Here is a 24,180-nt window from a genome sequence, read left to right as displayed (position 1 = left end):
GATGGCCCCCCTTTGGCGCCGGTCGGGGGGGGGGGGGGGGGGGGGGGGGGCGGGGGGGGGGGGGGGGGGGGGCGCGGCCCCCACGGCCCGTGCCGGGCCGCCCCCCGGAGTATTTCCGGAACAATGAGGGGGCGCGGTTCATTGATCCTTGGCTTGCGCCAAGTTAAGGAGCGCCCAAAGGAGACCGCCCATGGCTTTTGACCGTTCCATCAAGATCGCCCCGTCCATCCTCGCCGCCGATTTTGCGAATTTCGGTGCGGAATGCGCTGCTGTGGAGGCGCAGGGCGCAGATTGGGTGCATGTGGATGTGATGGACGGGCATTTCGTGCCGAACATCACCTTTGGCCCCGCGACCTGTGCGGCGATCCGGCCCCATATCAAGGGGGTGATGGATGTCCATTTGATGATCGCGCCGGTGGATCCCTATATCGAGGCTTTTGCGGACGCCGGCGCGGATGTGATCACGGCGCATCTGGAGGCCGGGCCGCATATCCACCGCACCTTGCAGGCGATCCGCGGAGCCGGGGCCAAGGCAGGGCTGGCGCTGAACCCGGGCACCGGGCTTGGGGATGTGGCGCATCTTTTGGATATGGTGGATCTGGTCTGCGTGATGACCGTGAACCCTGGCTTTGGCGGTCAGAAATTCATCGATCTGAGCGCCAAGATCCGCGATCTGCGCGCGATGATCGGGGATCGTCCGATCCATATCGAGATCGATGGCGGCGTGACGCCCCAGACCGCGCCAATCGTGGCGGCGGCGGGGGCGGATGTGCTGGTCGCCGGGTCGGCCGTGTTCAAGGGCGGCTCGGTTGAGGATCCGGCCCCTTACGGCGCCAATATCGCGGCGATCCGGGCGGCGGCTGAAGCGGCTCAGTCCTGAGCAGGCAGCTCCGACAGCCACAGGGCGCGGAGCGCAGCCCCATCGGGCAGGGGCGCATTGCGCGCCTCGAAGGCAAAGAGATCCGCGGCGATCATCGCGGCCAGGCGATACAGCGCGGGGACCCGTGCGTCGCCCGAGATGTCTTCCAGCCCGCTGGCCGCTGAGGTGATCGCAAAGACCAGCGCGAGGCCGCTCGCCTCGGGGAACTCCTCGGCGAGGGCCCGGGCCAGCTCGTAATCCACGCGCTCCGCCGTGGCCACACGCTCCAGCACCGACGCAATCATGCGATCTGTGAAAATCTCCGTCATCCCTGCGTACCTAACAAACTCGTTCTGAAATCCACCCGAGGGATGGCTGGCCCGAGGTCTTATCGCAAAAAATGGCCGATCTCAAACATCGGGCCGGTGGAAAGGCGCGTATTTACTCGGCCACCCGTTTCAATCCGGCCAGAAGGTGGTGAAATTTCTCGCCCTGAACGGCCACGTGATCACGCAGAATCGCGGCCGCCGCAGCCCCGTCGGCGGCGGTCAGAGCGGCCACGATCTGCTCATGTTCAGCCATGGATTGGGCGAGACGCCCGCGCAGTTGCAACTGCATCCGGCGGAAGGGCTTGAGCCGCTTATGCAGGCGTTCCACGTCGGTTTGCAGGAAGGAATTGCCACATTCGGCATAGATGATCCGGTGAAATCGCTCATTCTCGGCGTAGTAGCCATCGCTATCCCCGGCGGCCACGGCCTCGGCGCAGGTGGCATTTGCCGCCTCCAGTTCGGCCAGAGCGGCCTCCGAGATTCGCGGCGCAGCAAGGCGTCCGCAGGCGGCCTCAAGCTCGGCCATGTATTCAAAGAGCGCGACCAGTTCCATTGGTCCCGGATGGCGGACAAACACCCCGCGACGGGGGATTTGTTCCACCAGCCCGGCGGTCCCAAGCTGATGAAAGGCCTCGCGAATCGGGGTGCGGGAAACGTTGAAATGCGCGGCGAGTTTGATCTCGTTCAACCGGTCGCCATCGGCGAAAGCGCCGGTGAGGATCATGTTCTCCAGCTCGAGGGCGATGGTATCGGCGCGGCGCGTCTCCATCCGGGTATGATGCCTCGCCCGTCAATAGAATGCAATGGCACAAAAATTGTATACAATATGATTGACAGATGGCCATGCCTCCCTAAGCTTAGGACCAGCGCGCCCGAGCGAGATGCGGCGCGGATAAGGGAGGAAACGACATGAAATCATCTTTGCTGGCCGCAGTCGCGGCAACGGCTCTGGGATTGGCCACCACGGCAAGCGCGACCGAGCTGCGCTTGTCCCACCAATGGTCCAACAAGGACATCCGCCATCAGGTTGCGCAGATTGTGGCCGATGAGGTGGCTGCGGCGGATGTGGACCTCGATATCAAGATTTTCGGCTCGCAATCGCTCTTCAAGGCGCGGGAGCAGTATAAGCCCCTGTCGCGCGGGCAGCTCGACATGACCGTCTTCCCGCTCAGCTATGCGGGCGGGCAGCAGCCGGCCTTCAACCTGACCCTGATGCCGGGGCTGGTGAAGAACCACGATCACGCGGCGCGCCTGAACGAGAGCGCCTTCATGGAGGCCATCGAGGCCAAGATGGCCGATGATGACGTGATGGTGCTGGTCCATGGCTATCTGGCCGGGGGCTTCGTCGGCAAGGACAAGTGCATCACCGCGCCCGGCGATGTGCAGGGTATGCAGACCCGTGCGGCGGGCAAGGCGTTTGAGCAGATGCTCGCGGGCGCTGGTGCCTCCATCGCCTCCATGGCGAGCTCGGAGATCTACAACGCCATGCAGACCGGCGTTTTGAACGCGGCGAACACCTCGTCGAGCTCTTTCGTGTCCTACCGGATCTATGAGCAGGTGGCCTGCTACACGCCTGCGTCGGATTTCGCCCTGTGGTTCATGTATCAGCCGCTTTTGATGAACAAATCGACCTTTGATGGGCTGAACGAGGCCCAGCAGGCGGCGCTGATGGCGGGTGCGGCCAAGGCCGAAGCGTACTATCTCGAAGAGGCCAAGAAGCAGGACGCGGCCTCCGCCGAGGTGTTCGAGAAGGCCGGGGTTGAGATCGCCTCCATGAGCCAGGAAGACTTTGACGCGTGGCGCGCGCTGGCGCAGGAAACCTCATACGCGAAGTTCGTCGAAGACACGCCGGACGGGCAGGCCCTGCTGGATCTGGCGCTCGCGGTCGAGTGATCCGCGCCTGAAACGACCGGGGCGGCGCCCGTCGCCGCCCCCTTTCCCCGGAATTCCAAGAACTGAGGTCAGTCCATGGCAGGGCAAAGCTCTGCTGCCGTGGCCCGGACAGGGGGTAACCCCTTTCTGAAGGCTGTGGCAGCTCTCTCGACACTCGCCGGTTGGCTCTCGGCATCGATGATCGTCATCGCGGTGGGCCTGACCTGCCAGATGATCTTCATCCGCTTCGTGCTCAATGGCTCGACCGTGTGGCAGACCGAAGCGGTGATCTACCTCGTGGTCGGCGCGACCCTGATCGGGTTGCCTTACGTTCAGCGCCTGCGCGGCCATGTGAATGTGGACCTCATCCCGCTGATGATGGGGCCGCGCCTGCGCCGGAGCATGGCGATTCTCACCTTGAGCGTGTCGATCCTGATTATCGGGATCATGCTGTTTTACGGGTTCGAATACTGGCACTTCGCCTGGGACCGGGGTTGGCGCTCGGACACGGTTTGGGGCCCAAAACTCTGGATCCCCTATCTCGCGATCCCGCTGGGCTTTGGGCTTCTGATGCTGCAGCTCATCGCGGACCTCGTGGCCGTGATCCTGCGCATCGACGCGCCCTTCGGACTTGAGGAGGAGGGCTGATGGATCCGCTTACACTTGGCGCGCTCGTTGCCTTCGCCACCATTATCGTCCTGTTTTCCGGCGTCTCCGTGGCCATTGGTCTGTTGATCGTGTCTGCCGGGTTCCTGATTGTCTTCGACGGGATGCGCTCACTGGAGCTCATGCCCGAGATCTTCTTCGGCAAGCTCGACAATTTCGCCCTCCTTTCGATCCCGATGTTCATCATCATGGGGGCGTCCATCGCCTCGACCCGGGCGGGCGCAGACCTCTATGAGGCGCTGGAACGTTGGCTGACCCGGGTGCCGGGGGGGCTTGTTATCTCGAATCTCGGGGCCTGCGCGCTCTTTGCGGCCATGTCCGGGTCGAGCCCGGCCACCTGCGCTGCGATCGGCAAGATGGGCATCCCCGAGATGCGCAAGCGCGGATATCCCGACGGGGTCGCCGCCGGATCGATTGCGGCGGGCGGCACGCTGGGCATCCTGATCCCGCCCTCGGTCACGATGATCGTCTACGGTATCGCGACCGAGACCTCGATTGGCCGCCTCTTTCTCGCCGGGGTCTTCCCGGGGCTCTTGCTGGTTGGCCTTTTCATGGCCTGGTCGCTCTATTCCACGTGGAAATCCGGGAACACGGCGGTGATGTCCCGCACGGTCTATAGCTGGAAGGAAAAGCTCGAGATCCTGCCGCGTGTCCTGCCCTTCATCGGGATCATCATCGGCGTGCTCTATGCCATGTATGGCGGGATCGCGACGCCCTCCGAGACGGCTGCGGTGGGCGCGCTCCTCTGTCTGCTGATCGCGATGATCATCTACAAGCTCTGGGCACCCTCGGCGCTCTGGACGGTGCTGCGCGACAGCACCAAGGAGAGCGTGATGATCCTCTTCATCATCGCGGCGGCGGGCGTGTTTTCTTACATGCTGTCGAGCCTCTTCATCACCCAGGCGATTGCCGAGTGGATCGGCACGCTTGAGGTCAACCGCTGGGTCCTGATGGCGGCGATCAACGTCTTTCTGCTGGTGGCGGGCTTCTTCCTGCCGCCCGTGGCCGTGATCCTGATGACCGCGCCGGTGCTCTTGCCGATCATCACCACCGCCGGGTTCGACCCGATCTGGTTCGCGGTGATCCTGACGATCAACATGGAGATCGGGCTGATCTCGCCGCCCGTGGGGCTGAACCTTTATGTGATCAACGGCATCGCGCCGGATATCAAGCTCAAGACCATCCTGATGGGCTCGCTGCCCTTCGTGGCCTGCATGGTGATCGCCATCCTGATCTTGTGCGTCTTTCCCGGCATCGCCACATGGCTGCCCGACGCGGTGATGGGACCGAGCTTTTGAGCGTGATGGCCGACCTTCTGGGCACGCTCTTTGAGCGGCGCTACCGGGCGGGTGCACCCGATGGTCGGTCCTTGCCGGAGCTCAGCCGCGCGCTGGTCGAGACCCGGGCCGAGGGGACGGGCGGGGCGCTGGCCCACGCCTTGCTCGACCGCTACGCGGCGGCGGGGCGGGCGGAGCGATTGGAGTGGTTCCGGTATCTCGCCGAAGAGATGGATCTCGACCTTGCCGCTTTGGAAGAGGCGCTCGCGGCCTTCAGCGCGGATCGCGACGCGGCGGCCTATCGGCGTTTCGCCGCCCTGAGTGAGCCGCCGCGGCAGGAGCTCGCCCGCCGTCTCAATCAGGTCCAGGGCGCCACGGCACAGCTTGTGGCCATGCGCGCAGACCTCTTGACCATGCTGGCGGAGGAACCGGCGCTGGCCCGCGTCGACCTCGATTTCCGGCACCTCTTCAAGAGCTGGTTCAACCGCGGCTTTCTGGTGCTGCGCCCGATCACTTGGGAAAGCCCGGCCCATATCCTAGAGAAGATCATCGCCTATGAGGCCGTCCACGCGATCGACAGCTGGGACGACCTGCGTCGTCGTCTGGAGCCGGAGGATCGCCGCTGTTTCGCGTTCTTTCACCCGGCCATGCCCGATGAGCCGCTGATCTTTGTCGAGGTCGCGCTGCTCGACGGGGTGCCCGGCTCGATCCAGACGCTGCTGACGGCCGAACGGGACGAGATGGACCCGGCGGAGGCGAGCACAGCGGCCTTCTATTCGATTTCCAACTGTCAGGCGGGGCTCGCCGGGATCTCGTTTGGCAATTTCCTGATCAAGCAGGTGGTGACCGATCTGCAAAGGGCGTTGCCGCAGATCTCGAATTTCGTGACGCTCTCGCCTTTGCCAGGACTGATGGGATGGGTGACCGAGGCCGGACTGGACTGGCCCGACGCCCCCGAGGCGCAGCGCGCCTTGGCCGCCCATTACCTCACCCAGGTCAAGGGGCGCGGGGCCGGTCCGCGCGATCCGGTGGCCCGGTTCCATCTGGGCAATGGGGCGTTGATCCACGCGCTTCACGCGGATGCGGACCTGTCGGAGAATGGCCAGAGCCAATCGGGCGGCGTGATGGTGAACTACCTTTACGATCTTGACCGGATCGCCGACAACCACACCGCCTATGCCAGCGATGCGCGGATCGCGATGACCCGCGATGTGGCCGCGCTTGCCAAGCGCGCGCCTGCCGCCGACCTGAAAGAGAAGACCGAGATATGACCAACCCGCTCTATGACGCCCTGTTCGGGATCCATGTCGGCAGTGACGCGCCGTTCCTCCATCTGCCCGATGGGAGCACCCTGAGCCATGGGGCGTTCGTCGCGCTGGCCGCGCGGTTCGCCGCGACCCTGACGGCGCAGGGGCTGGCCCCCGGGGACCGGCTTGCGGTGCAGGTCGAGAAATCCCCCGAAGCGCTCGCGGTCTATGCGGCCTGCGTGCAGGCGGGGATCGTGTTCCTGCCGCTCAACACCGCTTATACTCCGGCGGAGGTCAGCTATTTCGTGGGCAATTCCGGTGCCAAGCTCGTACTCTGCGATCCCCGGGCCGAGGCGGGGCTGACCCCGGTCGCGGCGGAGGCGGGCGCGACGCTGCTGACCCTCGGCGCGGATGGGCAGGGCAGCTTTGCCGAGGCCGCCGCCCAAGCGCCCGCAGAGTTCGAGACCGTGCCCCGCACGCGCGAAGATCTGGCGGCGTTTCTCTATACGTCGGGCACCACGGGCCGCTCCAAAGGGGCGATGCTGAGCCAGGAGAACCTGCTCTCCAATGCCGAGGTGCTGATCGATTTCTGGCGCTTCACGGCGGAGGATACGCTTCTGCATGCGCTGCCGATCTTCCACACCCACGGGCTGTTCGTGGCGACGAACATCACCCTCCTGGCGGGGGGGGCGATGATCTTCCTGCCGAAGTTCGACACGGATGCGATGATCGCCGCCCTGCCGCGCGCGACCTCCATGATGGGCGTGCCGACCTTCTACACGCGGCTTCTGGGCGATGCGCGGTTCGACAAGGAACTCGTCTCCCATATGCGGCTCTTCGTGTCCGGCTCCGCGCCGCTCCTTGCCGAAACCCATCGCGAGTTTGAGGACCGCACGGGGCATCGGATCCTTGAGCGCTACGGGATGACCGAGACGAATATGAACACCTCCAACCCCTATGATGGCGCGCGCCGGGCCGGGACGGTGGGCCATCCGCTGCCGGGGATCGAGCTCAAGATCACCGATCCCGAGACCGGGGCGGAGCTCGCCCAGGGGGAGATCGGTCAGATCGAAGTGCGCGGGCCCAATGTGTTCCAGGGCTATTGGCAGATGCCCGAGAAGACCGCCGCCGAGCTGCGCGCGGACGGGTTCTTCATCACCGGCGATCTCGGCCTGATCGATGATCAGGGCTATGTGCAGATCGTCGGACGCGGCAAGGACCTGATCATTTCAGGCGGCTACAACATCTATCCCAAGGAGGTCGAGCTTGCCCTCGACCAGGCGCCGGGTGTGCTCGAATCCGCCGTAATCGGCGTGCCGCACCCGGATTTCGGTGAGAGCGTTGTGGGCGTGCTCGTGCCCAAAGGCGGGGCCGAGATCGACCTGGAGGCTGTCGCTGACCAGATCACCGGCGAGCTTGCTCGGTTCAAGCAGCCGCGCAAGCTGGTGGTGATGGAGGCGCTGCCGCGCAACACCATGGGCAAGGTTCAGAAAAACGTGCTGCGCGATCAGTTCGCCGAAACCTTCGCCGCGGGCTGACGCGAGACCGAACACGCCGGGCGCCACCTAGCGCCCGGGATCGTCCCCATCGCTGGACGGCACGTCCAGCATTTGCGGCCCGCTCGCCTCCGGGATCGCCTCGGCCACGGGATGGGCCTGAGAGGCTTCGGGGCTGCTCGTCTGCATCATCACATGGACCGGAGGCGCCTTGCCTTTGCGATCCTCGCCGAAATAGATCGTCTGATGCGGGAAGGGGATCTCGATCCCGCGCTCGTCGAAGATCCGCTTCAGGATGAGGTTATAGGCGCGTCCCACGCCCCATTGCTTGCCCGGCTGGGTCTTGATCCGCGCGCGCAGCACGATCGCGCTGTCGCCGAAGGAGTTCAGGCCGAACCATTCCAGATCGCCGAGGAGGAAGCTGCCCTGCTCCGGATCGCTGCGCAGTTCTTCGAACGCGTCGAACATGGCCTGTTTCGAAGTGTCGATATCCTCGCGATAGGCCACGCCCATGTCGCAGACATAGAAGGAGAACTCGCGCATGTAGTTCGAGATCATCGAGGCCGAGGAGAACGGGATCATATGCACCACGCCCTGCACGTCGCGCAGGGTGACCGAGCGGACGGTGAGCTTCTCGACCGAGCCGACCACGCCGCCCACATCCACCACATCGCCGACATTCATGGCGTTCTCGAACTGGATGAAGACGCCTGTGATAATGTCCTCCACCAGCTTTTGCGCGCCAAACGAGATCGCGAGGCCGAGCACACCGGCAGAGGCCAGAAGCGGACCGATATTGAGGCCAAGCTCCGAGAGGGCAAACATTGAGCCGAAAATCACGAGCACGATGGTGACCGCATTGCGCAGCAGGGTCAGCAGGGTGACCATGCGCGGGGTCGGCGCCGTGCCCACGAAGGGGTTGAGCTGGTAATCCACCCAGGACGAGATCGCGAGATAGACGACCGCCACCAGAACGCCCGCGAGGATCACACCAAAGATCGCACTGATCATGTTGGCTCCAGCGGCTGAGCCGAGATAGCCGCTCAGATCGAAGCCACCCAGCACGTCGAGCACGCTCAGCACCACCAGCAGGACAATCCCGACCCGCAGCACGATCAACGTCGCAGGCAGGAGCCGGTTGAGCCGCCCGGCCAGCAGGGGCAGGCGGCTGTCCACCGCCTGAGGCAGGCGGACCCGACGACGGGTCGCGCGGCGGGCCAGTGCGGTCGCTGTGCCTCCGGCGGCAATGATGGCCAGCACTTTGACCGTGTCGATGGCCAGCGGTCCCAGCACATTGCCGGGCCGGGTCAGCACGATGGTCAGCAGATAGCCCAGATAGATCAGCACCGGCCAATGCCAGCGCATGGCAAAAAACGCGAGCACCTCGTCCAGCGTGGCGTCCTCTTCGGAGTTTCGGGTCAGCCAGTTCGCCACCGCCTTGCGAAAACGCAAAACCACAAAGAAGAGATAGAGGATCACCACCGCCCCGAGCAGGGTCGAGACGGCCCGTCCGATAAAGATCGAGGTCTCTGCGGTGACCACCGGAACGGCCACAAGCTGCCCGTAACCGGCCAGCCCGATGGCAAAGGCCAGCATGCGCTGCATCCGGTGCGCGGCCTTGTCGCTGACCGCGATCAGGCGCAGGTCGCTGGACCGGGGTGTCAGGACAAAGCGCGACGGGATCTTGAGTGTCTCGACCAGCACGAAGGCGGCAAAGAAGGCCGTTTGAGCTGTGCTGAAGGAGACACCGCCTTCGCCGTTCTCCATCAGGAATGTCACGGCAGTCACGCCGATCACCCCGGCGAGGGGGATGGCAAGGGTGATGATCGCTGTACCCACAAGCCGCAGGATGAAGCGGTAGAACCAATTGGCGCTGACGGCCCGTCGCCCCAGAGCGCGCAGCATGGGCCGCGCGGCAAAGCGCAGCGCGATAAGCGCCGCGTAGCTGATCAGTACTGCCTCGGCCAGATCGCGGATCACCGAAAGGATGATCTCGGTCTCAAACCCCCGCAGCGCCAGCATCAGGGTCGTGGGGATCCGCTCCACCCGCGAGACAAAGTCACGCACATCCGAGGCCACTTCCGTGCGCAATTGATGCACCAGCCGGGTCGAGAAGTTGCCGTTCTGGGGCGCCGGGGCGGTCTCGCTCTGCGGCACGGCGCTGCGGGGGCCAGCGCCGCCATTGGTCTCGCTCGGGGCCGGGGGGGCGCCTGCGGCGGCCTCCAGCTGGCTGATCAGGGCGGCGCGGGCCGCATCATCCTGCAGGATCTCGATCAGGGCCTGGGTCGGGTCCGCCTCTGCCGCTGGTTCGGCGCCCGTGTCACTGCTGGCCTCTCCGCCCGTGCTGACCCCCGGAATGGGAAAGGTCGACTGGGCGTGTACCTGCACGCTCCACAAGGCGCTGAGGGTGAGGACCAGAAGACATGCCCAGAGCAGATGCGCCAGGCGCGTCACAGGCATTGCGGCAGGGGAAATCGGCATGGGGCACTCAAGTGATGGACCAGTCAGGAGCGGGTCGGCCTGCGCCGATCCCGGATATGCAACATGAACCATCGCGGCAGGGCCGCCAAGGCCCAAGGCCGCAAAAGCAAACACCCCCGGCGCAGGGCCGGGGGTGCTCAAACCGTTCAGAAAGCTGCCGATCAGTCGGCGGGCGCTTCCTTCTTGATCTCTTCGCCGGTTTCCTGATCCACGACTTTCATGGACAGGCGCACCTTGCCGCGATCATCAAAGCCCAGAAGCTTGACCTTCACTTCCTGACCTTCCTTCAGCACATCGGAGGGATGGTTCAGGCGGCGGTTTTCGATCTGGGAGACGTGCACCAGACCGTCGCGCTTGCCGAAGAAGTTCACGAAGGCACCGAAATCGACGATCTTCACCACGGTCCCGGTATAGACCTTGCCCTCTTCGGGCTCAGCCACGATCGAGTGGATCATTTCATAGGCTTTCTTGATTGCTTCGCCATTGGCGGAGGCAATCTTGATGATGCCGTCATCGTTGATGTCCACTTTCGCGCCAGAGGTCTCGACGATCTCGCGGATGACCTTGCCGCCGGAGCCGATGACTTCGCGGATCTTGTCGGTCGGGATCTGCATGGTCTCGATCCGGGGCGCGTGCTCGGAGAATTCCGAACGCCCTTCGGAGAGGGCTTTGCCCATCTCGCCGAGGATGTGCAGACGGCCCTGCTTGGCCTGATCCAGCGCTTTCTCCATGATCTCAGGCGTGATGCCCGCGACCTTGATGTCCATTTGCAGCGAGGTGATGCCCTCTTCGGTGCCGGCCACCTTGAAGTCCATGTCGCCCAGGTGATCCTCGTCGCCGAGAATATCGGTCAGGACCGCGTAGGAGCCGTCATCCTCGAGGATCAGGCCCATGGCCACACCGGCGACCGGGGCTTTCAGCGGAACACCGGCATCCATCATCGAAAGCGAGCCGCCGCAGACCGAGGCCATGGAGCTCGAGCCGTTGGATTCGGTGATCTCCGAAACGATGCGGATGGTGTAGGGGAAGTCGGTTGCTGCGGGCAGAACCGCCTGCAGGGCGCGCCATGCGAGCTTGCCGTGGCCGATCTCGCGCCGTCCCGGAGGGCCAAAGCGGCCCACTTCGCCGACCGAGTAGGGCGGGAAGTTGTAGTGCAGCAGGAAGTTGGATTTGAAGTTGCCATGCAGCGCGTCGATGAACTGCTCATCATCGCCCGTGCCCAGGGTGGTGACCACAAGGCCCTGGGTCTCGCCGCGCGTGAAGAGCGCCGAGCCGTGGGTCCGGGGCAGAAGGCCCGCTTCGGCCACGATCGGGCGCACGGTGTCGAGGGCACGCCCGTCGATCCGGCGGCCGTTTTTGACCACGTCGCCGCGCAGGATGCTGGATTCGAGCTTCTTCATGGCCGAGCCGAGGTTCGGGTCGATCTGCTCTTCGTCGCTCAGAGTGGCGAGGATCGCGTCACGGGCGGCCCCAATGGCAGCCACACGCTCCTGCTTGTCGGTGATCGCAAAAGCGGCGCGCATCTGCTCTTCGCCGGCTGCTTTGATCTTCGCGTAAAGCTCGGAGTAGTCGGGCGCCTGGAAGTCGAAGGGCTCTTTCGCGGCGTCTTCGGCCAGATCGATGATCAGGTCGATGACCGGCTGCATCTGCTCGTGACCGAACTTCACAGCACCGAGCATCTCGGCTTCGCTGAGCTCGTAGGCTTCGGATTCCACCATCATCACGGCGTCCTTGGTGCCCGCCACGACGAGATCCAGACGCTGATCCGGGTTGGAGCGCAGGTCTTGCATGTCGTCCACGACCGGGTTCAGGACGTATTCGCCATCCTCAAAGCCCACGCGCGCACCGGCGATCGGACCCATGAAGGGCACGCCGGAAATGGTCAGCGCCGCAGAGGCCGCGATCATCGCCACGATATCCGGGTCGTTTTCCAGATCGTGGGACAGCACGGTGCAGATCACCAGCACTTCGTTCTTGAACCCGTCGACAAAGAGCGGGCGGATCGGACGGTCGATGAGACGCGAGGTCAGCGTCTCTTTCTCGGTCGGGCGCGCCTCGCGCTTGAAGAAGCCACCCGGGATTTTACCGGCGGCATAGTATTTCTCGTTGTAGTGGACGGTCAGCGGGAAGAAATCCTGACCCGGCTTTTGCGCCCGGGCATAGGTGACGGCCGCCATCACGGAGGTTTCGCCATAGGTGGCGATCACGCAGCCATCGGCCTGACGAGCGATCTTGCCCGTCTCGAGGGTCAGCGTATCTTCCCCCCATTCCATTGTCTTTTTGACTTCTTTGAACATCTGTTTTTCCTGTAGGGGAGCACTCCCGGCCTTCCGGGTCTCCCGTTCATGTGGCGGCCCCATTGCCGCCGACCCCTGTCCTTCGCATCACGCCGGGGTCCGAGCGTCACGTCTCAGATGCGCGGCAGATACACGTTTTGCAGCGCCAAGAAAACAGGCAATCTTTGCGCGCTAACAGGATGCGGTATTTTCGCCGTATCTTGGCCATGAAAGGGGACGTGCATGGGGCGGATCTTGCGATATGTGACGGGTGGGCTGGCGGTTCTGGCGTTGGCGGCCTGCGCGCAGGTCTGGCGCCATTCCGGCTCAGACAGCCTGGCGGCGGCACCGGAGGGCGCGCTGCGACTGGCGAGCTACAACGTCCATTACATCGTCCTGACCCAGCCGGAGGGGCCTTGGTCACTCGGTGATTGGGAACGGCGCAAAGGACCGCTGGATGCCGCCTTCAAGACGCTGGATGCGGATCTTGTCGCCTTTCAGGAGATGGAGAGCTTCCAGAACGGCTCCGATGGTAGTGTCAATCTGGCCCGGGATTGGCTGCTGGCGCGCAATCCGCGCTATGCCGCGACCCATCACGGCGATTGGCGGCAGACGCCTCAGACCCAGCCGATCTTCTACCGCTCGGACCGGCTTGAGGTGCTGGAGGAGGGGTGGTTCTTCTTCTCCGACACGCCGGATGTGATCTATTCGCGGACCTTCAACGGCTCCTTCCCGGCCTTTGCCTCCTGGGCGCGGTTCCGGGAGTTGTCGAGCGGTGAGGAACTGCGCGTGGTCAACGTCCATTTCGAGTTCAAGAGCGGGTCGAACCGGCGGCTCTCGGCGGCGCTGGTGGCGGAGCGTCTGGCCGCGCCACTGGCCGCGGGGGAGCGGGTCGTCTTGGTCGGGGACCTCAACGCCCGGCTCGGCGCGACCACGGTCGAGATCCTTGAAGAGGCAGGTTGGGAGTTCCTGCCGGTCGAAGGCGCGACTTACCATTTCAATCGAGGCCTCAACCTCTTCGGGGCGATCGACCATATCGCCTTGGCTGGGCCTATCGCTGCATTGGGCCCGCCCGTCGTGCTGCGCCAGCAGTTTGAGGGTGAATGGCCCACGGATCACTATCCGCTGGTGGCCGATCTTGATCTGAGCGGAAGAGCTGCGCGTTAAATGCCACGCCCGCCGCGGTCGTGTCAGGTCCTTATGGGGCACGGTCTGGTCTTGCCCTTCGTTCCAATTTCGGGATTAATTCCGAATATGAGAATCGAGACCTCACCCGAGACTGCCAAACTGGCCACGCATCTTCGCTTTCTGCGGGACAGGCATGGCTTCACCCTCGCCGCGCTGGCCGAGCGGAGCGGCGTGAGCCGTGCCACCCTGTCCCGGATCGAAAATGCAGAGGTCAGCCCGACCGCCGAGACCCTTGGCCGTCTCGCAACCGCCTATGCCCTGCCGATCTCGCTCCTTCTGGGACCGTTGGAGCAAGGGTTCCAGCCGGTGCTGCGGCGCGCGGACCAAGCCCTCTGGCACGATCCCGAGCACGGGTTTCAACGCCGGAGCGTCTCGCCGCCCAACGGATCGCTTTCCATCGAGCTGATCGAAGGCGCCCTGAGTGCCGGGCAACGCATCGCCTATGCCGCACCGGCGGTTCCGGGGCAGGAACATCATGTCTATGTGCTCTCGGGCGAGATGGAGATCACGGTCGAGGGCACGCGCCATCTCCTGCGTCCGGGGGATTGCCTGCGCTATGTTCTGTTCGGCGAGACCGTGTTCGAGACGACCGACACGCCCTGTACCTATCTGATTGCGCTGTCATGACGGCACAGCCCTGTGACATTCGCGAACTGACCGCGGCCGATCTGGCGCGCAGTCTCGAGGATCTCTGTGAGGTGCTGCGCGCGAGCGTTCTGGATGGCGCGGCCATCGGGTTCATGGCCACGCTCAGCGCGGCAGAGGCACAGCGTTTTTGGCGGGATCAGGTGGGATCGCTTGTGGCGGCGCAGGCGCGGGTGCTGCTCGGCGCCTTTGACGGGGAGCGCTTGGTGGGCACGGTACAGGTGATCCTCGCGATGCCGCCCAACCAGCCCCATCGCGCGGAGGTCGCGAAAATGATGGTCCATCCGCACCACCGGCGCCGGCGCATCGGTCAGGCTTTGATGGCGGAAGCGCTCGCGCGGGCGGCGGGCGCGGGCAAGACCCTCGTCACCTTGGACACGCGCACGGGCGATACTTCCGAAAGCTTCTATCGCGAAATGGGGTTCCAACGGGCGGGGGTGATGCCGGACTACGCCCTTGATCCGGATGGTCAGGCGCGGCACGCGACCACCTTCATGTACCGCTATATCTGAGGGGCCCACCTCGGTGCCGTGCGTGCCGCGCAGAACACATCCCCGCCCAAACAGCAAAAAGCCCGCTCGGGTGGAGCGGGCTTTCTCTGGTCGATCTCAGCTCAGGCTTTGGAGCGCTTAGCGGCGCAGGCCCAGGGACGAGATCAGTTTCTGGTAGCGGGCTTCGTCCTTGCCGCGCACATAGTCCAGCAGCTTGCGGCGCTGGGCCACGAGCTTGAGAAGGCCACGACGGGAGTGGTTGTCCTTCTTGTGGGTCTTGAAGTGCTCGGTCAGGGTGGCGATGCGGCTCGACAGGATCGCGATTTGCACCTCGGGGGAGCCAGTGTCGCCCTCCTTGGTCGCGTATTCCTTGATGAGGCGTGTTTTTTCTTCGATCGTGATCGACATCGGGATCTCCTGTTCAGGTTTGTGTGACGGCGCAAGCCGGGATGTCGTCCAGCAGGGCCCATGTAAGTTCCACCATGATCTGCGGATGCAGCCCGGGCGGATGCGCGCGTATAGGAAATATCCCGCGCGATGGAAACCCCCTTTTCCGGCGATCTTTGGGGCAGGCGCTGTGGCGGCGATGGACCCGTCGCCGCAGGCTGGGCTAGGCTGGGGCATGACCAGACTTCTCGCGCTTGGTGTCGCCCTGCTCACCCTGACCTTCGTGCTTTCGCCTTTGGCCAGTCCGCCCTTCACCGGGTTTCGCCCGGATCAGCTGCCGGTGCCGCAGATCGACCCGCCGGTGCAGCCCGCAGGCTATGCCTTTGCGATCTGGGGCGTGATCTATCTCTGGCTGGTGGTCTCGGCAGGGTATGGCCTTTTGCGGCGTGCGGGAGCCGAGGATTGGGACCATGTGCGCCGACCGCTGATCGTGAGCCTTGCGGCGGGAACGCCCTGGCTCTTTGTGGCGACGCGCTCGGCGTTGGGCGCCTTCGTGCTGATCTTCGTGATGCTGATCCCGGCGATCATTGCCTTGTTGCGCGCGCCCTCGAGGGACCGGGTCTGGCTGCGCACGCCGCTCGCGCTCTATGCCGGGTGGTTGACGGCAGCCTCCTGCGTGACCGTGGCTACAGTGGCGGCGGGCTATGATCTGTGGTTCGGGGCCGGGATCTGGGCGGTGATTGCGCTGGCGCTGGCCTTTCTCATCGCGCGTTGGGTGCAGCCCCAACGCCCGGAGACGCCGGAATACTCTGCCACCGTGATCTGGGCGCTGGTCGCCGTGGTGGTTGCCAATGGCGCCGAACATCCCGGGATTGCCGCGATCGCAGGGGCAGGGGCCCTGGGGCTCGCTCTGCTATACTGGACGGACCGGCACCCGCGCAGCGCTTAGGTCTCGGAAAAGAAGGGCAAAAACGTCTCGAGCACCGCCTCGGGGACCTCTTCCATGGCGAAATGCCCCGAGGTGCAGGACGCGTCCTGCACATCCTCGGCCCAGTCGCGCCAATGGCCCGCCGGGTCGCCGGTTTGCGCGGGAAAGCCCCCCTTGGCCCAAAGGAACATCAGCGGTGCCGTGATCTTGCGCCCCGCCGCTGCGTCCGCATCGTCCAGCGCCCGGTCATAGGTCGCGCCTGCCCGGTAATCGGCGCACATGGCATGGATCCGCGCCGGATCCCGCGCCTGAGCCCGGTATCCTTCCAGCGCGTCAGGGGCGAACACATCGAGCGACTTCGCCAGCGTCCATGTCTGCAGGGTCCAATCCATATAGGCCTCGGGATCCGCGCCGATCATCCGCTCGGGCAGGGGCGCGGGCTGCGCGAGGAAGGTCCAGTGATAGGCCTTCATGGCGAGCTCGGCGGTCCAACTGGCCCAGAAAGGACCCGTGGGCACGATCTCGATGATACCAAGGCGCATCACCCGGTCCGGATGATCCAGCGCGAGGCGGTAGGTCACGCGTCCGCCCCGATCATGGCCGAGGATATGGGCGCGCTCGATCCCGAGCGCGTCGAGCAGCCCGATGATATCCAGCGCCATGGTCCGCTTGGCATAGACGCTGTGCTCCGTGTCATCCTCGGGCGCGTCGCTCTCGCCATAGCCGCGCAGGTCCGGAACGATCACGCGAAAGCGCTTGGCGAGTTCCGGCGCGACCTTGCCCCAACAGGCGTGGTTTTGCGGATAGCCATGGAGCAGGACAAGCGGCACACCGCTTCCGGCTTCGTGAACGGAGAGGCGGACGCCATTGGTGTCAACGAATCGCTGCGTGAAGCCAGAGATCATGCGGGGGCCTCCCAGGGGCGAGGTTGTTCGGAATAGGCGATGTAGAGAGGGTGCTTCGGGTGCCCGGCCTTGCTCAGCCCCAGATGGGTGAGCGGGCGGTCCGTCTCGCGCAAGAGCCGCGCGACGGCCGGTCCGCGGTCCAGATGGGCGCCATGAGTGCCCCAGGCACAGAGCACGGTTTCCGCCCAGGCGGCGCCTTCCAGGATCGCGGCATCATTGGCGGGCCCGACCGGATCGGCAGCCGCGCGCATGGCCTTGGGATCCGTGTCGCGCCAGGCAAAGATGTTGCAGACCCGGAACCCGCCATAGCCGAGCGCCCGGGCGCGACGTTCGCAGCGCTCCACCGTGGGGTCGTTCTGCACCTCCGTGGCGGTGGAGGGGTTGAGCATGACAAAGAGGATCCGACCGCCCTCCGGCGCCCAAATGCGGGTCAGGGCGTAGCGATATCGCTCGCAGTCGGAATAGAGCGCGACTGAGTCGGCATCGCCTTTCTGGTGGGTGCGGGTGATCATGGGCCGGTTGTGCCCCGTGCCCCCGGGCGGGTCAACGGCAAGTGGCCTTGCCTTGGGGCGTGGCCCGCTGGCGGCTCGGCGCGCGGGCTGGGCAGGGGGCTGGCCGGGGTGTTTTCTGCGCGTGGTCTTTGGGAGACGGGGCTTTCGTAGTCGTCAAGCGGGACTTGGCGTGCCACGCTCGGCTGTGCGTGGTGTCCGCCACGACGCGATGTTCGAGGATAACTCATGAGCCTGACCACAAGTCTCGCAGTCGGATACGCGATCGCCTGTCTCGGTGTCGTGGGGTTTCAGATCGCCCTGATTGCCGGAGCACCCTGGGGTCGGATCACCCAAGGGGGCAAGCATCAGGGGGCCTTGCCGCTCTCCGGACGGGTGGCGGCGTTTGCGTCGATCTTCATCCTCGCGGCCATGGCCTGCTCGATCCTCTCGGCCGCGGGGATCTGGCCCAATTGGCCACGCTGGACCGGGTGGGTCGCGCTGGGCGTGCAGGTCTTGGTCACGCTGGTGAACTGGATCACGCCGTCAAAACCCGAACGGATGCTCTGGGGGCCGGTGGAATCGGTCTTGCTGGCGATGGCGGCTGTGGTGGTTCTGGTGACGTGACCGGGTGTGCCGGGCAGGCAGGGCAACGGGCGCGCCAAGCGCATCGAACCGATCATCGTAAGGAGGATTTGGTGGAGCCTAGCGGGATCGAACCGCTGACCTCCTGCATGCCATGCAGGCGCTCTCCCAGCTGAGCTAAGGCCCCAAACCTGAGCGGTCGCTTCCGCGTCCGCTGGCGTTGTTTATGTAAGCCGCGCGGGGAGTGCAAGAGGGATTCTTGCGCTCTTTGCGCGCCTTTTTCAGGAGTCGTCATCCTCGGATGCGACATCCTTCAGATCGTCGAGGGCGACGGTGTCGTCGTCATCGTCGTCATCGAGCACATCATCGGCCAGATCGACATCGGCGTCGTCGTCATCGTCGAGCACCACGTCTTCCGCGTCAGTCACATCTTCTTTCATATCCGCAGGCGCGGCCTTCTTGTCGCGGGTCAGGGATACGGACGATTTGCGGCCGGTCTCCAACACGACCTCTTCCCCGGTATAGGGGCTGATGATGGGCGTGCGGTTCAGGTCGTAAAAACGTTTACCGGTGGTCGGGCACAGGCGTTTTACGCCCCAGTCTTCCTTGGGCATTGAGGTTCCTCTTTGCAGCGTCTGCTGGATCGGATCGGGGTCGGTTGCCACAAGCAGGTGGGCGTGTCAAAGGCTTTTGCAAGGTCTGCACCATGGGGAGCCTATGCGCGACGTCGAACTTCAAGGGGATCCGCCGATCCGGGTGACGCTGCGGCGCTCCGGTCGGGCCAAGCGATACGGGCTGCGGGTGTCGCGGCTGGACGGGCGTGTGACGCTGACCGTGCCGAGCCGCGGGACCGAGCGCGAGGCACTGGCCTTCCTGCGTGAAAAGGAGCGTTGGGTGCGCGATCAGGTGGCGCAGCTTGTGACCGCCCAGAGCGTCGAGATCGGCGATCGCATCCCGGTCGAGGGGCGGCCTGCGCGGCTCGTGCGGACCGAGGCACGGCGCGGCGGACTGGTAGGCGATTTCATCGAGGTGCCCGAACGGGTCGCCGCCCCGGGCGCCTATGTCGCGGGGCTGTTGAAGGCCGAAGCGCGGGAGCGGTTGACGGAGGCGAGCCTCGACTACGCGGCGCAGGTCGGGCGGCAGGTCTCGGGTATCACGCTCAAAGACACGCGCTCGCGCTGGGGGTCATGCAGCTCGGCGGGGCGGCTGATGTATTCCTGGCGGCTGATCATGGCCCCGCCCGAAGTGCTCGACTATGTCGCCGCCCATGAGGTCGCCCATCTGGTCGAGATGAACCATTCCCCGGCCTATTGGCGGGTGGTGGCGGATATCTGCCCGGATTATGCGCGCCACCGCGCGTGGCTGCGGCAGGAAGGCGCGGGGCTTCATCGCTACCGGTTCAAGGATTGACGCAGGCCGGGCCCGCAGGTCTGATGCGCGCCATGCTACTGACCCCGCGCCCGAACGATCCGGCCCCGGCCGCCCCCCATGTGCATGACCGGGTCTACCGGTCCCTGCGCACGCGTATCATGCATGGCGAGCTTGAGCCGGGCACGGCCCTGACCCTGCGGGGGATCGGCAAGGAATACAGCGCTTCCATGACGCCCGCGCGCGAGGCGGTCCGCCGTCTGGCTGCCGAGGGCGCACTGACCCTGACGGCCTCGGGCCGCGTCTCGACGCCGGAGCTGTCCAATGAACGGATCGAGGAGCTTGCGGCCCTACGCTCCCTGCTGGAGCCGGAGCTCGCGGCGCGCGCCATGCCCCGGGCCCATATCGCGCTGATCGAACGGCTTGAGATGATCCAGACCAGCATCGCTCAGGCCATCGCCCGCGAGGATGCGGTGGGCTATCTGCGCACCAATCTGGAGTTTCACCGCACGCTCTATCTGCGTGCCCAGGCGCCGGCGATCCTCGCCATGGCGGAAACCGTCTGGCTGCAGCTCGGCCCGACCATGCGCAAGCTCTATGGCCGGTTGCGGCGCACCGAAGCGCCCCATTTTCACAAGCTGATCATCGCCGCGCTGAAGGCCGGGGATGAACCCGGCCTGCGCCTTTCGGTGCGGATGGATGTGACCCAGGGCCTGAAACTGCTGGCCCAGTAGGGGCTCAGCCCGGCCAGTCCACGGTCTCAAAATCCCGCAGATAGGTGCTCTGCTCAGCTTGGGCGAGGCCCTTTTCGCGCCAATCCCGCAGCGGCCCATGGGCCAGATGCGCGGCCACATAGGCCTGCGCCCTGGGCCCGACCGACAGGCCATAGCCCGCGATCCGCATGGCCACGGGCGCAAAGAACGCATCCGCCAGTGAATAACCGTCAAAAAGCCAAGGCCCGTTGCCAGGGCAGGCCGCCCAGAGCGCCTCGAGCCGGTCGAGATCGGCGCGTACGGCGTCGGAGACGGGCACGTCGCGATAGGCGACGCGCATATTCATGGGGCAGGCTTCGCGCAGGGCGGTGAAACCGCTATGCATCTCGGCCACGAGGCTGCGGGCCTGGGCGCGCGCCACAGGATCGCTGGGCCAGAGACCGGCCTCGGGATGCCGTTCGGCGAGGGTTTCGGCGATGGCGAGGCTGTCGCTCAGGATCCCGCCTTCGGGCAGACGCAGAAGCGGCACCGTGCGCGGTGTCGCAGCGCCGGTGAGTTCGGGCGCAAAGGCCGCGAGGTCCTTGCGGAACCCCGGGTCGTACATCCGGGTCTCGATCAGGCGGTGGGGCAGGTCGAAGGCGGCGAGGCAGAGCCAGCCGCGCAAGGACCAGCTGGAATAGGAGCGGTCGGCGATGAGGAGTTCGTAAGTCATGCCGCGGGTTTAGCGTGGGCTGACAGATCTGAGAAACGGTATCTCGTGACAAAAAGCATCACGAAACGTGATGAATGCCCAGGATCGTCCCCCGGCCGTCACACAGCGATGATTAGCTTGCCCCGATTCTCGCCGCGATAGAGCATTTCGATCGCGCCGGGCGCATGCTCCGGCCCGTCCAGGATATGCTCGCGCGTGGTCAGCTGCCCGGCGCGGAGCCAATCGGCCAGCGCCGACCGCGCCTCCGCCAGCCGGTCCTTGTAGTCGAAAATCAGGAACCCCTGCATCCGGGCCCGCGCCACCAACAACTGGCGATGCACCCGCGGCCCCATGGGGACCGGATCCCACTCCGTCACCGCCGCCGTGCCGCAGATCGTGATCCGCGCGCCCTGGGCCAGACGGCCCATCACCGCGTCCGAGATCGGCCCGCAGGTGTTGTCGAAGTAGCAATCCACCCCACCGGGGCAGTGGCGCGCGAGGGCGGCCTCCACATCCTCGGACTTGTAGTCGATGGCCGCGTCATACTGGAACTCGGACAGGCATTGCGCGACCTTCTCCGGCCCACCCGCGATCCCCACGGTGCGGCAGCCCCTGAGCTTGGCGATCTGCCCGACCGCCGATCCGACCGCGCCCGCCGCGGTGGACACAACCACGGTGTCCCCCTCTGTGACGCCGCAACTTTCGAGCAAGCCGAAATAGGCGGTGGTCCCGTTCAGCCCAAGGATCCCCAGCGCATAGCTCCGAGGCAGATCGGTCTCGGTGACTTTCCGCGCGATCAGGTCCCCTTCGACCAGCGCGTGGGTCTGCCAGCCGAGCAAGCCCTCGACCACATCGCCCTCGGCGTAGTTCGGGTGACGCGAGGCGATGACATCGCCCACGGCAAAGGCGCGCATGGGCGTGCCAAGGGGCACGGGCGGCGAATAGTTCGGCACGTCATTGGCCCAGCCCCGCATGGCCGGATCCACGGACCAGTGGGTCGTGCGCACCAGAACCTGACCCGGACCGATCTCGGGCACCGGGGTCTCGGCGATCTCGAAATGAGAGGGCGCGGGGACGCCCACGGGACGGCGCGCCAAAAGGACTTGGGTATTCTGCATGGGCTCTCCTCCGCTCCGAGTGGGCCCGATGCATCCGGGCAGGGTCAAGGCCGGATGTTGATCGCGAGGGCCTCCCATCGCGCCCCGGTCTGGCGCAGATGGGTGACCGAGAGGTTGTCGATTTTCTGGGCGAAAGTCTCGCGCGCGGGGATGTCGAGGGCGCGCTGAACCTGGGTCAGGATCACCCCGAAATGGGCGACCGCGATCACGGGGCCAGGGCCGTCAAAGGCACTCACCCACCCGTCGACGCGGGCGCGCAGGGCGTTCCAGCTCTCTCCGTTGGGCGGCGCGTTGTCGCCGGGCTGATCCCAAAAGGCGAAGATGCGCTCGGGCTCCTCGGCTTCGACCTCGGCGAAATTGCGCATCTCCCAATCGCCGAAATGCATCTCCCGCAGGGCAGGGGCATGGGGCAATCGGTGCCGCCCGGGTGCCACCGCATCGGCTGTTGCCACGGCGCGGCTGAGATCCGAGGACACGCAGGTGGCCTCGCGCGGCAATGCGCGGTCGATCCGCGCAATGGCCGCGGCCTCGCTCAGATCTGCGGGCAGGTCGGTCCAACCGACCATGCCCTTGGCATGGGTCGGGCCATGACGCACCCAGTACCAGTCTCGGGTCACGCGCTGCCCTTGAGAAACATCGGTAGGCCCGCCGCCACCATTACGACACAGTCCGCCCGCGCCGCGAGCCGCTGGTTCAACCGCCCTTGGGCATTGCGGAACGCGCGGCCCAGCTTGTGCTCAGGAACGACGCCCATCCCGGTCTCATTGCTGACCAACACCACCGGGGCCGCGCAGTTTTCCAGCGCGTCGAAGAGATCCTCGAAGGCCAATTCCGGCTCCTCATCGGCCAGCATCACATTGCTCAGCCACAAGGTCGCGCAGTCCAGAAGCACCACATCACTGGCCTCAACCTCGGCAAATGCCGCCGTCAGGTCCCGTGGCGCCTCAATCGTGCGCCAGTCCGGACCACGATTTTCCCGGTGCTCCGCAATTTTTTTTGACATTTCTTCGTCAAACGCCATGGCGGTGGCGATATAGACCCGCGGTCGCCCTATTTTCGAGACAACCCCTTCTGCAAACGCGGATTTTCCCGATGCCGCGCCGCCGAGAACGAGGGTCAGCCGAGGCAGTTCGCTGCGCAAGTCTCGCTCCTTTTGGAAAATATCTTCATTTTCAGTGATCCAGCTTTGCGCGGCGCGCGTACCTCCTATGCCAAGCGATAACAGGGGACGCAACACGTCCAGCAGGGGGTTGATATGGCACTAGACGGATACTCGGGTGAGATGAGCCTGTCACGGCGTGCGATGCAAGCGGAGCTGCTCGACGCGGAAACCGAACTCAAGCTGGCCTATGCATGGCGCGATGAGCGGGATGAGGAGGCGCTGCATCGCCTGATCACCGCCTATATGCGCCTCGCGATCTCCATGGCGGCGAAGTTCAAGCGCTACGGCGCGCCCATGAACGACCTGATCCAGGAAGCCGGACTTGGCCTCATGAAGGCCGCCGACAAGTTCGACCCGGATCGCGGCGTGCGCTTTTCGACCTATGCGGTCTGGTGGATCAAGGCCTCCATCCAGGACTATGTGATGCGCAACTGGTCCATGGTGCGTACCGGCTCCACCTCCTCCCAGAAGTCGCTCTTTTTCAACATGCGCCGGGTTCAGGCCCGTCTTGAGCGGGAGGCCGCAGCGACCGGTGAGCGCCTCGACAAACACCAGCTGCGCCAGATGATCGCGACAGAGGTGGGCGTGCCGCTCCACGATGTGGAGATGATGGAAGGTCGCCTCGCGGGTTCCGATTACTCCCTGAACGCCACCCAGTCCACCGAGGATGAAGGCCGCGAGTGGATCGACACGCTCGAGGATACCAGCGCGCAAGCGGCGGAAACCGTTGAGCAGGATCACGATATCGAGGCCCTGCGCGGCTGGCTCGTCACCGCCATGGATGCGTTGAATGAGCGCGAGCGCTTCATTGTCCGCGAGCGCAAGCTGCGCGACCAGGCCCGCACTCTGGAAAGCCTTGGCCAAGAGCTGGGCTTGTCGAAGGAGCGCGTGCGCCAACTCGAAGCCGCCGCCTTTGGCAAGATGCGCAAGAGCCTGATGAACCAGACCTCCGAGGTTCGCCAATTCTTCGCCTGAGCCTTCTCGCCCTTGCTTTGCTCGCCCGCCCGG

General features: G+C 65.0%; 26 protein-coding genes and 1 tRNA gene. 14 read left to right on the top strand and 13 right to left on the bottom strand.

The window, feature by feature from the left end; genetic code table 11:
- Positions 1-190 precede the first annotated feature (190 nt).
- Entirely contained in the window at positions 191-880 is a 690-nt protein-coding gene (rpe, locus tag ACP153_RS04805) for a ribulose-phosphate 3-epimerase (protein WP_424969824.1), read from the top strand.
- Here rpe and ACP153_RS04800 read toward each other — a convergent pair.
- Entirely contained in the window at positions 871-1,188 is a 318-nt protein-coding gene (locus ACP153_RS04800) for a hypothetical protein (protein ID WP_424969823.1), read from the bottom strand. The two genes, rpe and ACP153_RS04800, sit on opposite strands and share 10 nt — an antisense overlap.
- Before the next feature lie 112 nt (positions 1,189-1,300).
- Positions 1,301-1,957: a GntR family transcriptional regulator gene (locus ACP153_RS04795; RefSeq protein WP_424969822.1), complete on the bottom strand. Its 657-nt coding sequence runs from the start codon at positions 1,955-1,957 to the stop codon at positions 1,301-1,303.
- Between the two features lie 140 nt (positions 1,958-2,097).
- On the opposite strand from ACP153_RS04795, the gene dctP reads away from it, so the two are divergent.
- The 5 genes from dctP (at position 2,098) to ACP153_RS04770 (ending at position 7,788) form a co-directional block, all read left to right on the top strand.
- Positions 2,098-3,081, top strand: a complete 984-nt coding sequence (gene dctP, locus ACP153_RS04790; protein ID WP_424969821.1) for a TRAP transporter substrate-binding protein DctP — start codon at positions 2,098-2,100, stop codon at positions 3,079-3,081.
- A gap of 75 nt (positions 3,082-3,156) precedes the next feature.
- On the top strand, positions 3,157-3,708 hold the full coding sequence (locus ACP153_RS04785; RefSeq protein WP_424969820.1) for a TRAP transporter small permease subunit: 552 nt from the start codon (positions 3,157-3,159) through the stop codon (positions 3,706-3,708).
- A complete protein-coding gene (locus ACP153_RS04780; RefSeq protein ID WP_424969819.1) occupies positions 3,708-5,024 on the top strand; it encodes a TRAP transporter large permease in 1,317 nt (438 codons plus the stop codon). Before ACP153_RS04785 ends, ACP153_RS04780 begins: the two co-directional genes overlap by 1 nt.
- A complete protein-coding gene (locus ACP153_RS04775) occupies positions 5,021-6,274 on the top strand; it encodes a malonyl-CoA decarboxylase (protein WP_424970013.1) in 1,254 nt (417 codons plus the stop codon). Before ACP153_RS04780 ends, ACP153_RS04775 begins: the two co-directional genes overlap by 4 nt.
- On the top strand, positions 6,271-7,788 hold the full coding sequence (locus ACP153_RS04770) for a malonate--CoA ligase (RefSeq protein WP_424969818.1): 1,518 nt from the start codon (positions 6,271-6,273) through the stop codon (positions 7,786-7,788). Before ACP153_RS04775 ends, ACP153_RS04770 begins: the two co-directional genes overlap by 4 nt.
- Positions 7,789-7,815: 27 nt before the next feature.
- On the opposite strand, the gene ACP153_RS04765 is transcribed toward ACP153_RS04770, so the two are convergent.
- Positions 7,816-10,206: a mechanosensitive ion channel domain-containing protein gene (locus ACP153_RS04765; protein ID WP_424969817.1), complete on the bottom strand. Its 2,391-nt coding sequence runs from the start codon at positions 10,204-10,206 to the stop codon at positions 7,816-7,818.
- Between the two features lie 182 nt (positions 10,207-10,388).
- Positions 10,389-12,524, bottom strand: coding sequence for a polyribonucleotide nucleotidyltransferase (gene pnp / locus ACP153_RS04760; RefSeq protein ID WP_424969816.1), 2,136 nt, complete (start codon positions 12,522-12,524; stop codon positions 10,389-10,391).
- A 222-nt stretch (positions 12,525-12,746) separates the two neighbouring features.
- Here pnp and ACP153_RS04755 point away from each other — a divergent pair, with 222 nt between their 5' ends.
- The 3 genes from ACP153_RS04755 to ACP153_RS04745 all read left to right on the top strand — a co-directional run bounded on the left by ACP153_RS04755 (position 12,747) and on the right by ACP153_RS04745 (position 14,848).
- On the top strand, positions 12,747-13,670 hold the full coding sequence (locus ACP153_RS04755; RefSeq protein WP_424969815.1) for an endonuclease/exonuclease/phosphatase family protein: 924 nt from the start codon (positions 12,747-12,749) through the stop codon (positions 13,668-13,670).
- 87 nt (positions 13,671-13,757) lie between these two features.
- The gene (locus tag ACP153_RS04750; RefSeq protein ID WP_424969814.1) at positions 13,758-14,318 is read left to right on the top strand and encodes a helix-turn-helix domain-containing protein; all 561 of its coding nucleotides are present in this window, start codon (positions 13,758-13,760) and stop codon (positions 14,316-14,318) included.
- Positions 14,315-14,848, top strand: a complete 534-nt coding sequence (locus ACP153_RS04745; RefSeq protein WP_424969813.1) for a GNAT family N-acetyltransferase — start codon at positions 14,315-14,317, stop codon at positions 14,846-14,848. Before ACP153_RS04750 ends, ACP153_RS04745 begins: the two co-directional genes overlap by 4 nt.
- 117 nt (positions 14,849-14,965) lie before the next feature.
- Here the strand turns inward: ACP153_RS04745 and rpsO are convergent, their stop codons facing one another.
- A complete protein-coding gene (gene rpsO, locus ACP153_RS04740; protein ID WP_424969812.1) occupies positions 14,966-15,235 on the bottom strand; it encodes a 30S ribosomal protein S15 in 270 nt (89 codons plus the stop codon).
- A gap of 214 nt (positions 15,236-15,449) precedes the next feature.
- On the opposite strand from rpsO, the gene ACP153_RS04735 reads away from it, so the two are divergent.
- Positions 15,450-16,163, top strand: a complete 714-nt coding sequence (locus tag ACP153_RS04735; RefSeq protein WP_424969811.1) for a hypothetical protein — start codon at positions 15,450-15,452, stop codon at positions 16,161-16,163.
- Here the strand turns inward: ACP153_RS04735 and ACP153_RS04730 are convergent.
- Both ACP153_RS04730 and ACP153_RS04725 read right to left on the bottom strand, forming a co-directional pair.
- Positions 16,160-17,047, bottom strand: a complete 888-nt coding sequence (locus ACP153_RS04730) for an alpha/beta fold hydrolase (protein WP_424969810.1) — start codon at positions 17,045-17,047, stop codon at positions 16,160-16,162. The genes ACP153_RS04735 and ACP153_RS04730 overlap by 4 nt on opposite strands.
- On the bottom strand, positions 17,044-17,559 hold the full coding sequence (locus ACP153_RS04725) for a DUF1643 domain-containing protein (protein WP_424969809.1): 516 nt from the start codon (positions 17,557-17,559) through the stop codon (positions 17,044-17,046). Before ACP153_RS04725 ends, ACP153_RS04730 begins: the two co-directional genes overlap by 4 nt.
- A 225-nt stretch (positions 17,560-17,784) precedes the next feature.
- Between ACP153_RS04725 and ACP153_RS04720 the strand changes: the two genes are divergently transcribed.
- Positions 17,785-18,162 carry a hypothetical protein gene (locus ACP153_RS04720; protein ID WP_424969808.1) on the top strand — a complete coding sequence of 126 codons (378 nt, stop codon included), beginning with the start codon at positions 17,785-17,787 and terminating at the stop codon, positions 18,160-18,162.
- 69 nt (positions 18,163-18,231) lie between these two features.
- Here the strand turns inward: ACP153_RS04720 and ACP153_RS04715 are convergent.
- Together ACP153_RS04715 and ACP153_RS04710 are read right to left on the bottom strand one after the other, a co-directional pair.
- Positions 18,232-18,307 (bottom strand) — tRNA-Ala (locus ACP153_RS04715).
- 94 nt (positions 18,308-18,401) lie between these two features.
- Positions 18,402-18,734 carry a TIGR02300 family protein gene (locus tag ACP153_RS04710; protein ID WP_424970012.1) on the bottom strand — a complete coding sequence of 111 codons (333 nt, stop codon included), beginning with the start codon at positions 18,732-18,734 and terminating at the stop codon, positions 18,402-18,404.
- A 103-nt stretch (positions 18,735-18,837) separates the two neighbouring features.
- Here ACP153_RS04710 and ACP153_RS04705 point away from each other — a divergent pair, with 103 nt between their 5' ends.
- Both ACP153_RS04705 and ACP153_RS04700 read left to right on the top strand, forming a co-directional pair.
- Positions 18,838-19,530 carry a M48 family metallopeptidase gene (locus ACP153_RS04705; RefSeq protein ID WP_424969807.1) on the top strand — a complete coding sequence of 231 codons (693 nt, stop codon included), beginning with the start codon at positions 18,838-18,840 and terminating at the stop codon, positions 19,528-19,530.
- A gap of 32 nt (positions 19,531-19,562) precedes the next feature.
- A complete protein-coding gene (locus ACP153_RS04700; RefSeq protein WP_424967975.1) occupies positions 19,563-20,222 on the top strand; it encodes a GntR family transcriptional regulator in 660 nt (219 codons plus the stop codon).
- Positions 20,223-20,226: 4 nt separating this feature from the next.
- On the opposite strand, the gene ACP153_RS04695 is transcribed toward ACP153_RS04700, so the two are convergent.
- From ACP153_RS04695 to cobU, 4 genes are all read right to left on the bottom strand, one after another.
- Positions 20,227-20,913 carry a glutathione S-transferase gene (locus ACP153_RS04695; RefSeq protein WP_424969806.1) on the bottom strand — a complete coding sequence of 229 codons (687 nt, stop codon included), beginning with the start codon at positions 20,911-20,913 and terminating at the stop codon, positions 20,227-20,229.
- A 98-nt stretch (positions 20,914-21,011) separates the two neighbouring features.
- The gene (locus ACP153_RS04690) at positions 21,012-22,010 is read right to left on the bottom strand and encodes an NADP-dependent oxidoreductase (protein WP_424969805.1); all 999 of its coding nucleotides are present in this window, start codon (positions 22,008-22,010) and stop codon (positions 21,012-21,014) included.
- A gap of 44 nt (positions 22,011-22,054) precedes the next feature.
- Positions 22,055-22,627, bottom strand: a complete 573-nt coding sequence (locus tag ACP153_RS04685; RefSeq protein WP_424969804.1) for a histidine phosphatase family protein — start codon at positions 22,625-22,627, stop codon at positions 22,055-22,057.
- Positions 22,624-23,151: a bifunctional adenosylcobinamide kinase/adenosylcobinamide-phosphate guanylyltransferase gene (gene cobU, locus ACP153_RS04680; RefSeq protein WP_424970011.1), complete on the bottom strand. Its 528-nt coding sequence runs from the start codon at positions 23,149-23,151 to the stop codon at positions 22,624-22,626. Before cobU ends, ACP153_RS04685 begins: the two co-directional genes overlap by 4 nt.
- Before the next feature lie 114 nt (positions 23,152-23,265).
- Here cobU and ACP153_RS04675 point away from each other — a divergent pair, with 114 nt between their 5' ends.
- A complete protein-coding gene (locus ACP153_RS04675) occupies positions 23,266-24,147 on the top strand; it encodes an RNA polymerase factor sigma-32 (protein ID WP_424969803.1) in 882 nt (293 codons plus the stop codon).
- Positions 24,148-24,180: the final 33 nt, after the last annotated feature.

Source organism: Dinoroseobacter sp. S76 (assembly GCF_049801095.1).
Classification (GTDB): domain Bacteria; phylum Pseudomonadota; class Alphaproteobacteria; order Rhodobacterales; family Rhodobacteraceae; genus Dinoroseobacter.
Note: the sequence above shows the minus strand (reverse complement) of the source record. Positions and strands in the feature narration are given on the sequence as shown.

Coding starts and splice junctions, on each gene's coding strand:
- rpe (WP_424969824.1), top strand. CDS start 191: ATGGCTTTTGACCGTTCCATCAAGATCGCCCCGTCCATCCTCGCCGCC.
- ACP153_RS04800 (WP_424969823.1), bottom strand. CDS start 1,188: ATGACGGAGATTTTCACAGATCGCATGATTGCGTCGGTGCTGGAGCGT.
- ACP153_RS04795 (WP_424969822.1), bottom strand. CDS start 1,957: ATGGAGACGCGCCGCGCCGATACCATCGCCCTCGAGCTGGAGAACATG.
- dctP (WP_424969821.1), top strand. CDS start 2,098: ATGAAATCATCTTTGCTGGCCGCAGTCGCGGCAACGGCTCTGGGATTG.
- ACP153_RS04785 (WP_424969820.1), top strand. CDS start 3,157: ATGGCAGGGCAAAGCTCTGCTGCCGTGGCCCGGACAGGGGGTAACCCC.
- ACP153_RS04780 (WP_424969819.1), top strand. CDS start 3,708: ATGGATCCGCTTACACTTGGCGCGCTCGTTGCCTTCGCCACCATTATC.
- ACP153_RS04770 (WP_424969818.1), top strand. CDS start 6,271: ATGACCAACCCGCTCTATGACGCCCTGTTCGGGATCCATGTCGGCAGT.
- ACP153_RS04765 (WP_424969817.1), bottom strand. CDS start 10,206: ATGCCTGTGACGCGCCTGGCGCATCTGCTCTGGGCATGTCTTCTGGTC.
- pnp (WP_424969816.1), bottom strand. CDS start 12,524: ATGTTCAAAGAAGTCAAAAAGACAATGGAATGGGGGGAAGATACGCTG.
- ACP153_RS04755 (WP_424969815.1), top strand. CDS start 12,747: ATGGGGCGGATCTTGCGATATGTGACGGGTGGGCTGGCGGTTCTGGCG.
- ACP153_RS04750 (WP_424969814.1), top strand. CDS start 13,758: ATGAGAATCGAGACCTCACCCGAGACTGCCAAACTGGCCACGCATCTT.
- ACP153_RS04745 (WP_424969813.1), top strand. CDS start 14,315: ATGACGGCACAGCCCTGTGACATTCGCGAACTGACCGCGGCCGATCTG.
- rpsO (WP_424969812.1), bottom strand. CDS start 15,235: ATGTCGATCACGATCGAAGAAAAAACACGCCTCATCAAGGAATACGCG.
- ACP153_RS04735 (WP_424969811.1), top strand. CDS start 15,450: ATGACCAGACTTCTCGCGCTTGGTGTCGCCCTGCTCACCCTGACCTTC.
- ACP153_RS04730 (WP_424969810.1), bottom strand. CDS start 17,047: ATGATCTCTGGCTTCACGCAGCGATTCGTTGACACCAATGGCGTCCGC.
- ACP153_RS04725 (WP_424969809.1), bottom strand. CDS start 17,559: ATGATCACCCGCACCCACCAGAAAGGCGATGCCGACTCAGTCGCGCTC.
- ACP153_RS04720 (WP_424969808.1), top strand. CDS start 17,785: ATGAGCCTGACCACAAGTCTCGCAGTCGGATACGCGATCGCCTGTCTC.
- ACP153_RS04710 (WP_424970012.1), bottom strand. CDS start 18,734: ATGCCCAAGGAAGACTGGGGCGTAAAACGCCTGTGCCCGACCACCGGT.
- ACP153_RS04705 (WP_424969807.1), top strand. CDS start 18,838: ATGCGCGACGTCGAACTTCAAGGGGATCCGCCGATCCGGGTGACGCTG.
- ACP153_RS04700 (WP_424967975.1), top strand. CDS start 19,563: ATGCTACTGACCCCGCGCCCGAACGATCCGGCCCCGGCCGCCCCCCAT.
- ACP153_RS04695 (WP_424969806.1), bottom strand. CDS start 20,913: ATGACTTACGAACTCCTCATCGCCGACCGCTCCTATTCCAGCTGGTCC.
- ACP153_RS04690 (WP_424969805.1), bottom strand. CDS start 22,010: ATGCAGAATACCCAAGTCCTTTTGGCGCGCCGTCCCGTGGGCGTCCCC.
- ACP153_RS04675 (WP_424969803.1), top strand. CDS start 23,266: ATGGCACTAGACGGATACTCGGGTGAGATGAGCCTGTCACGGCGTGCG.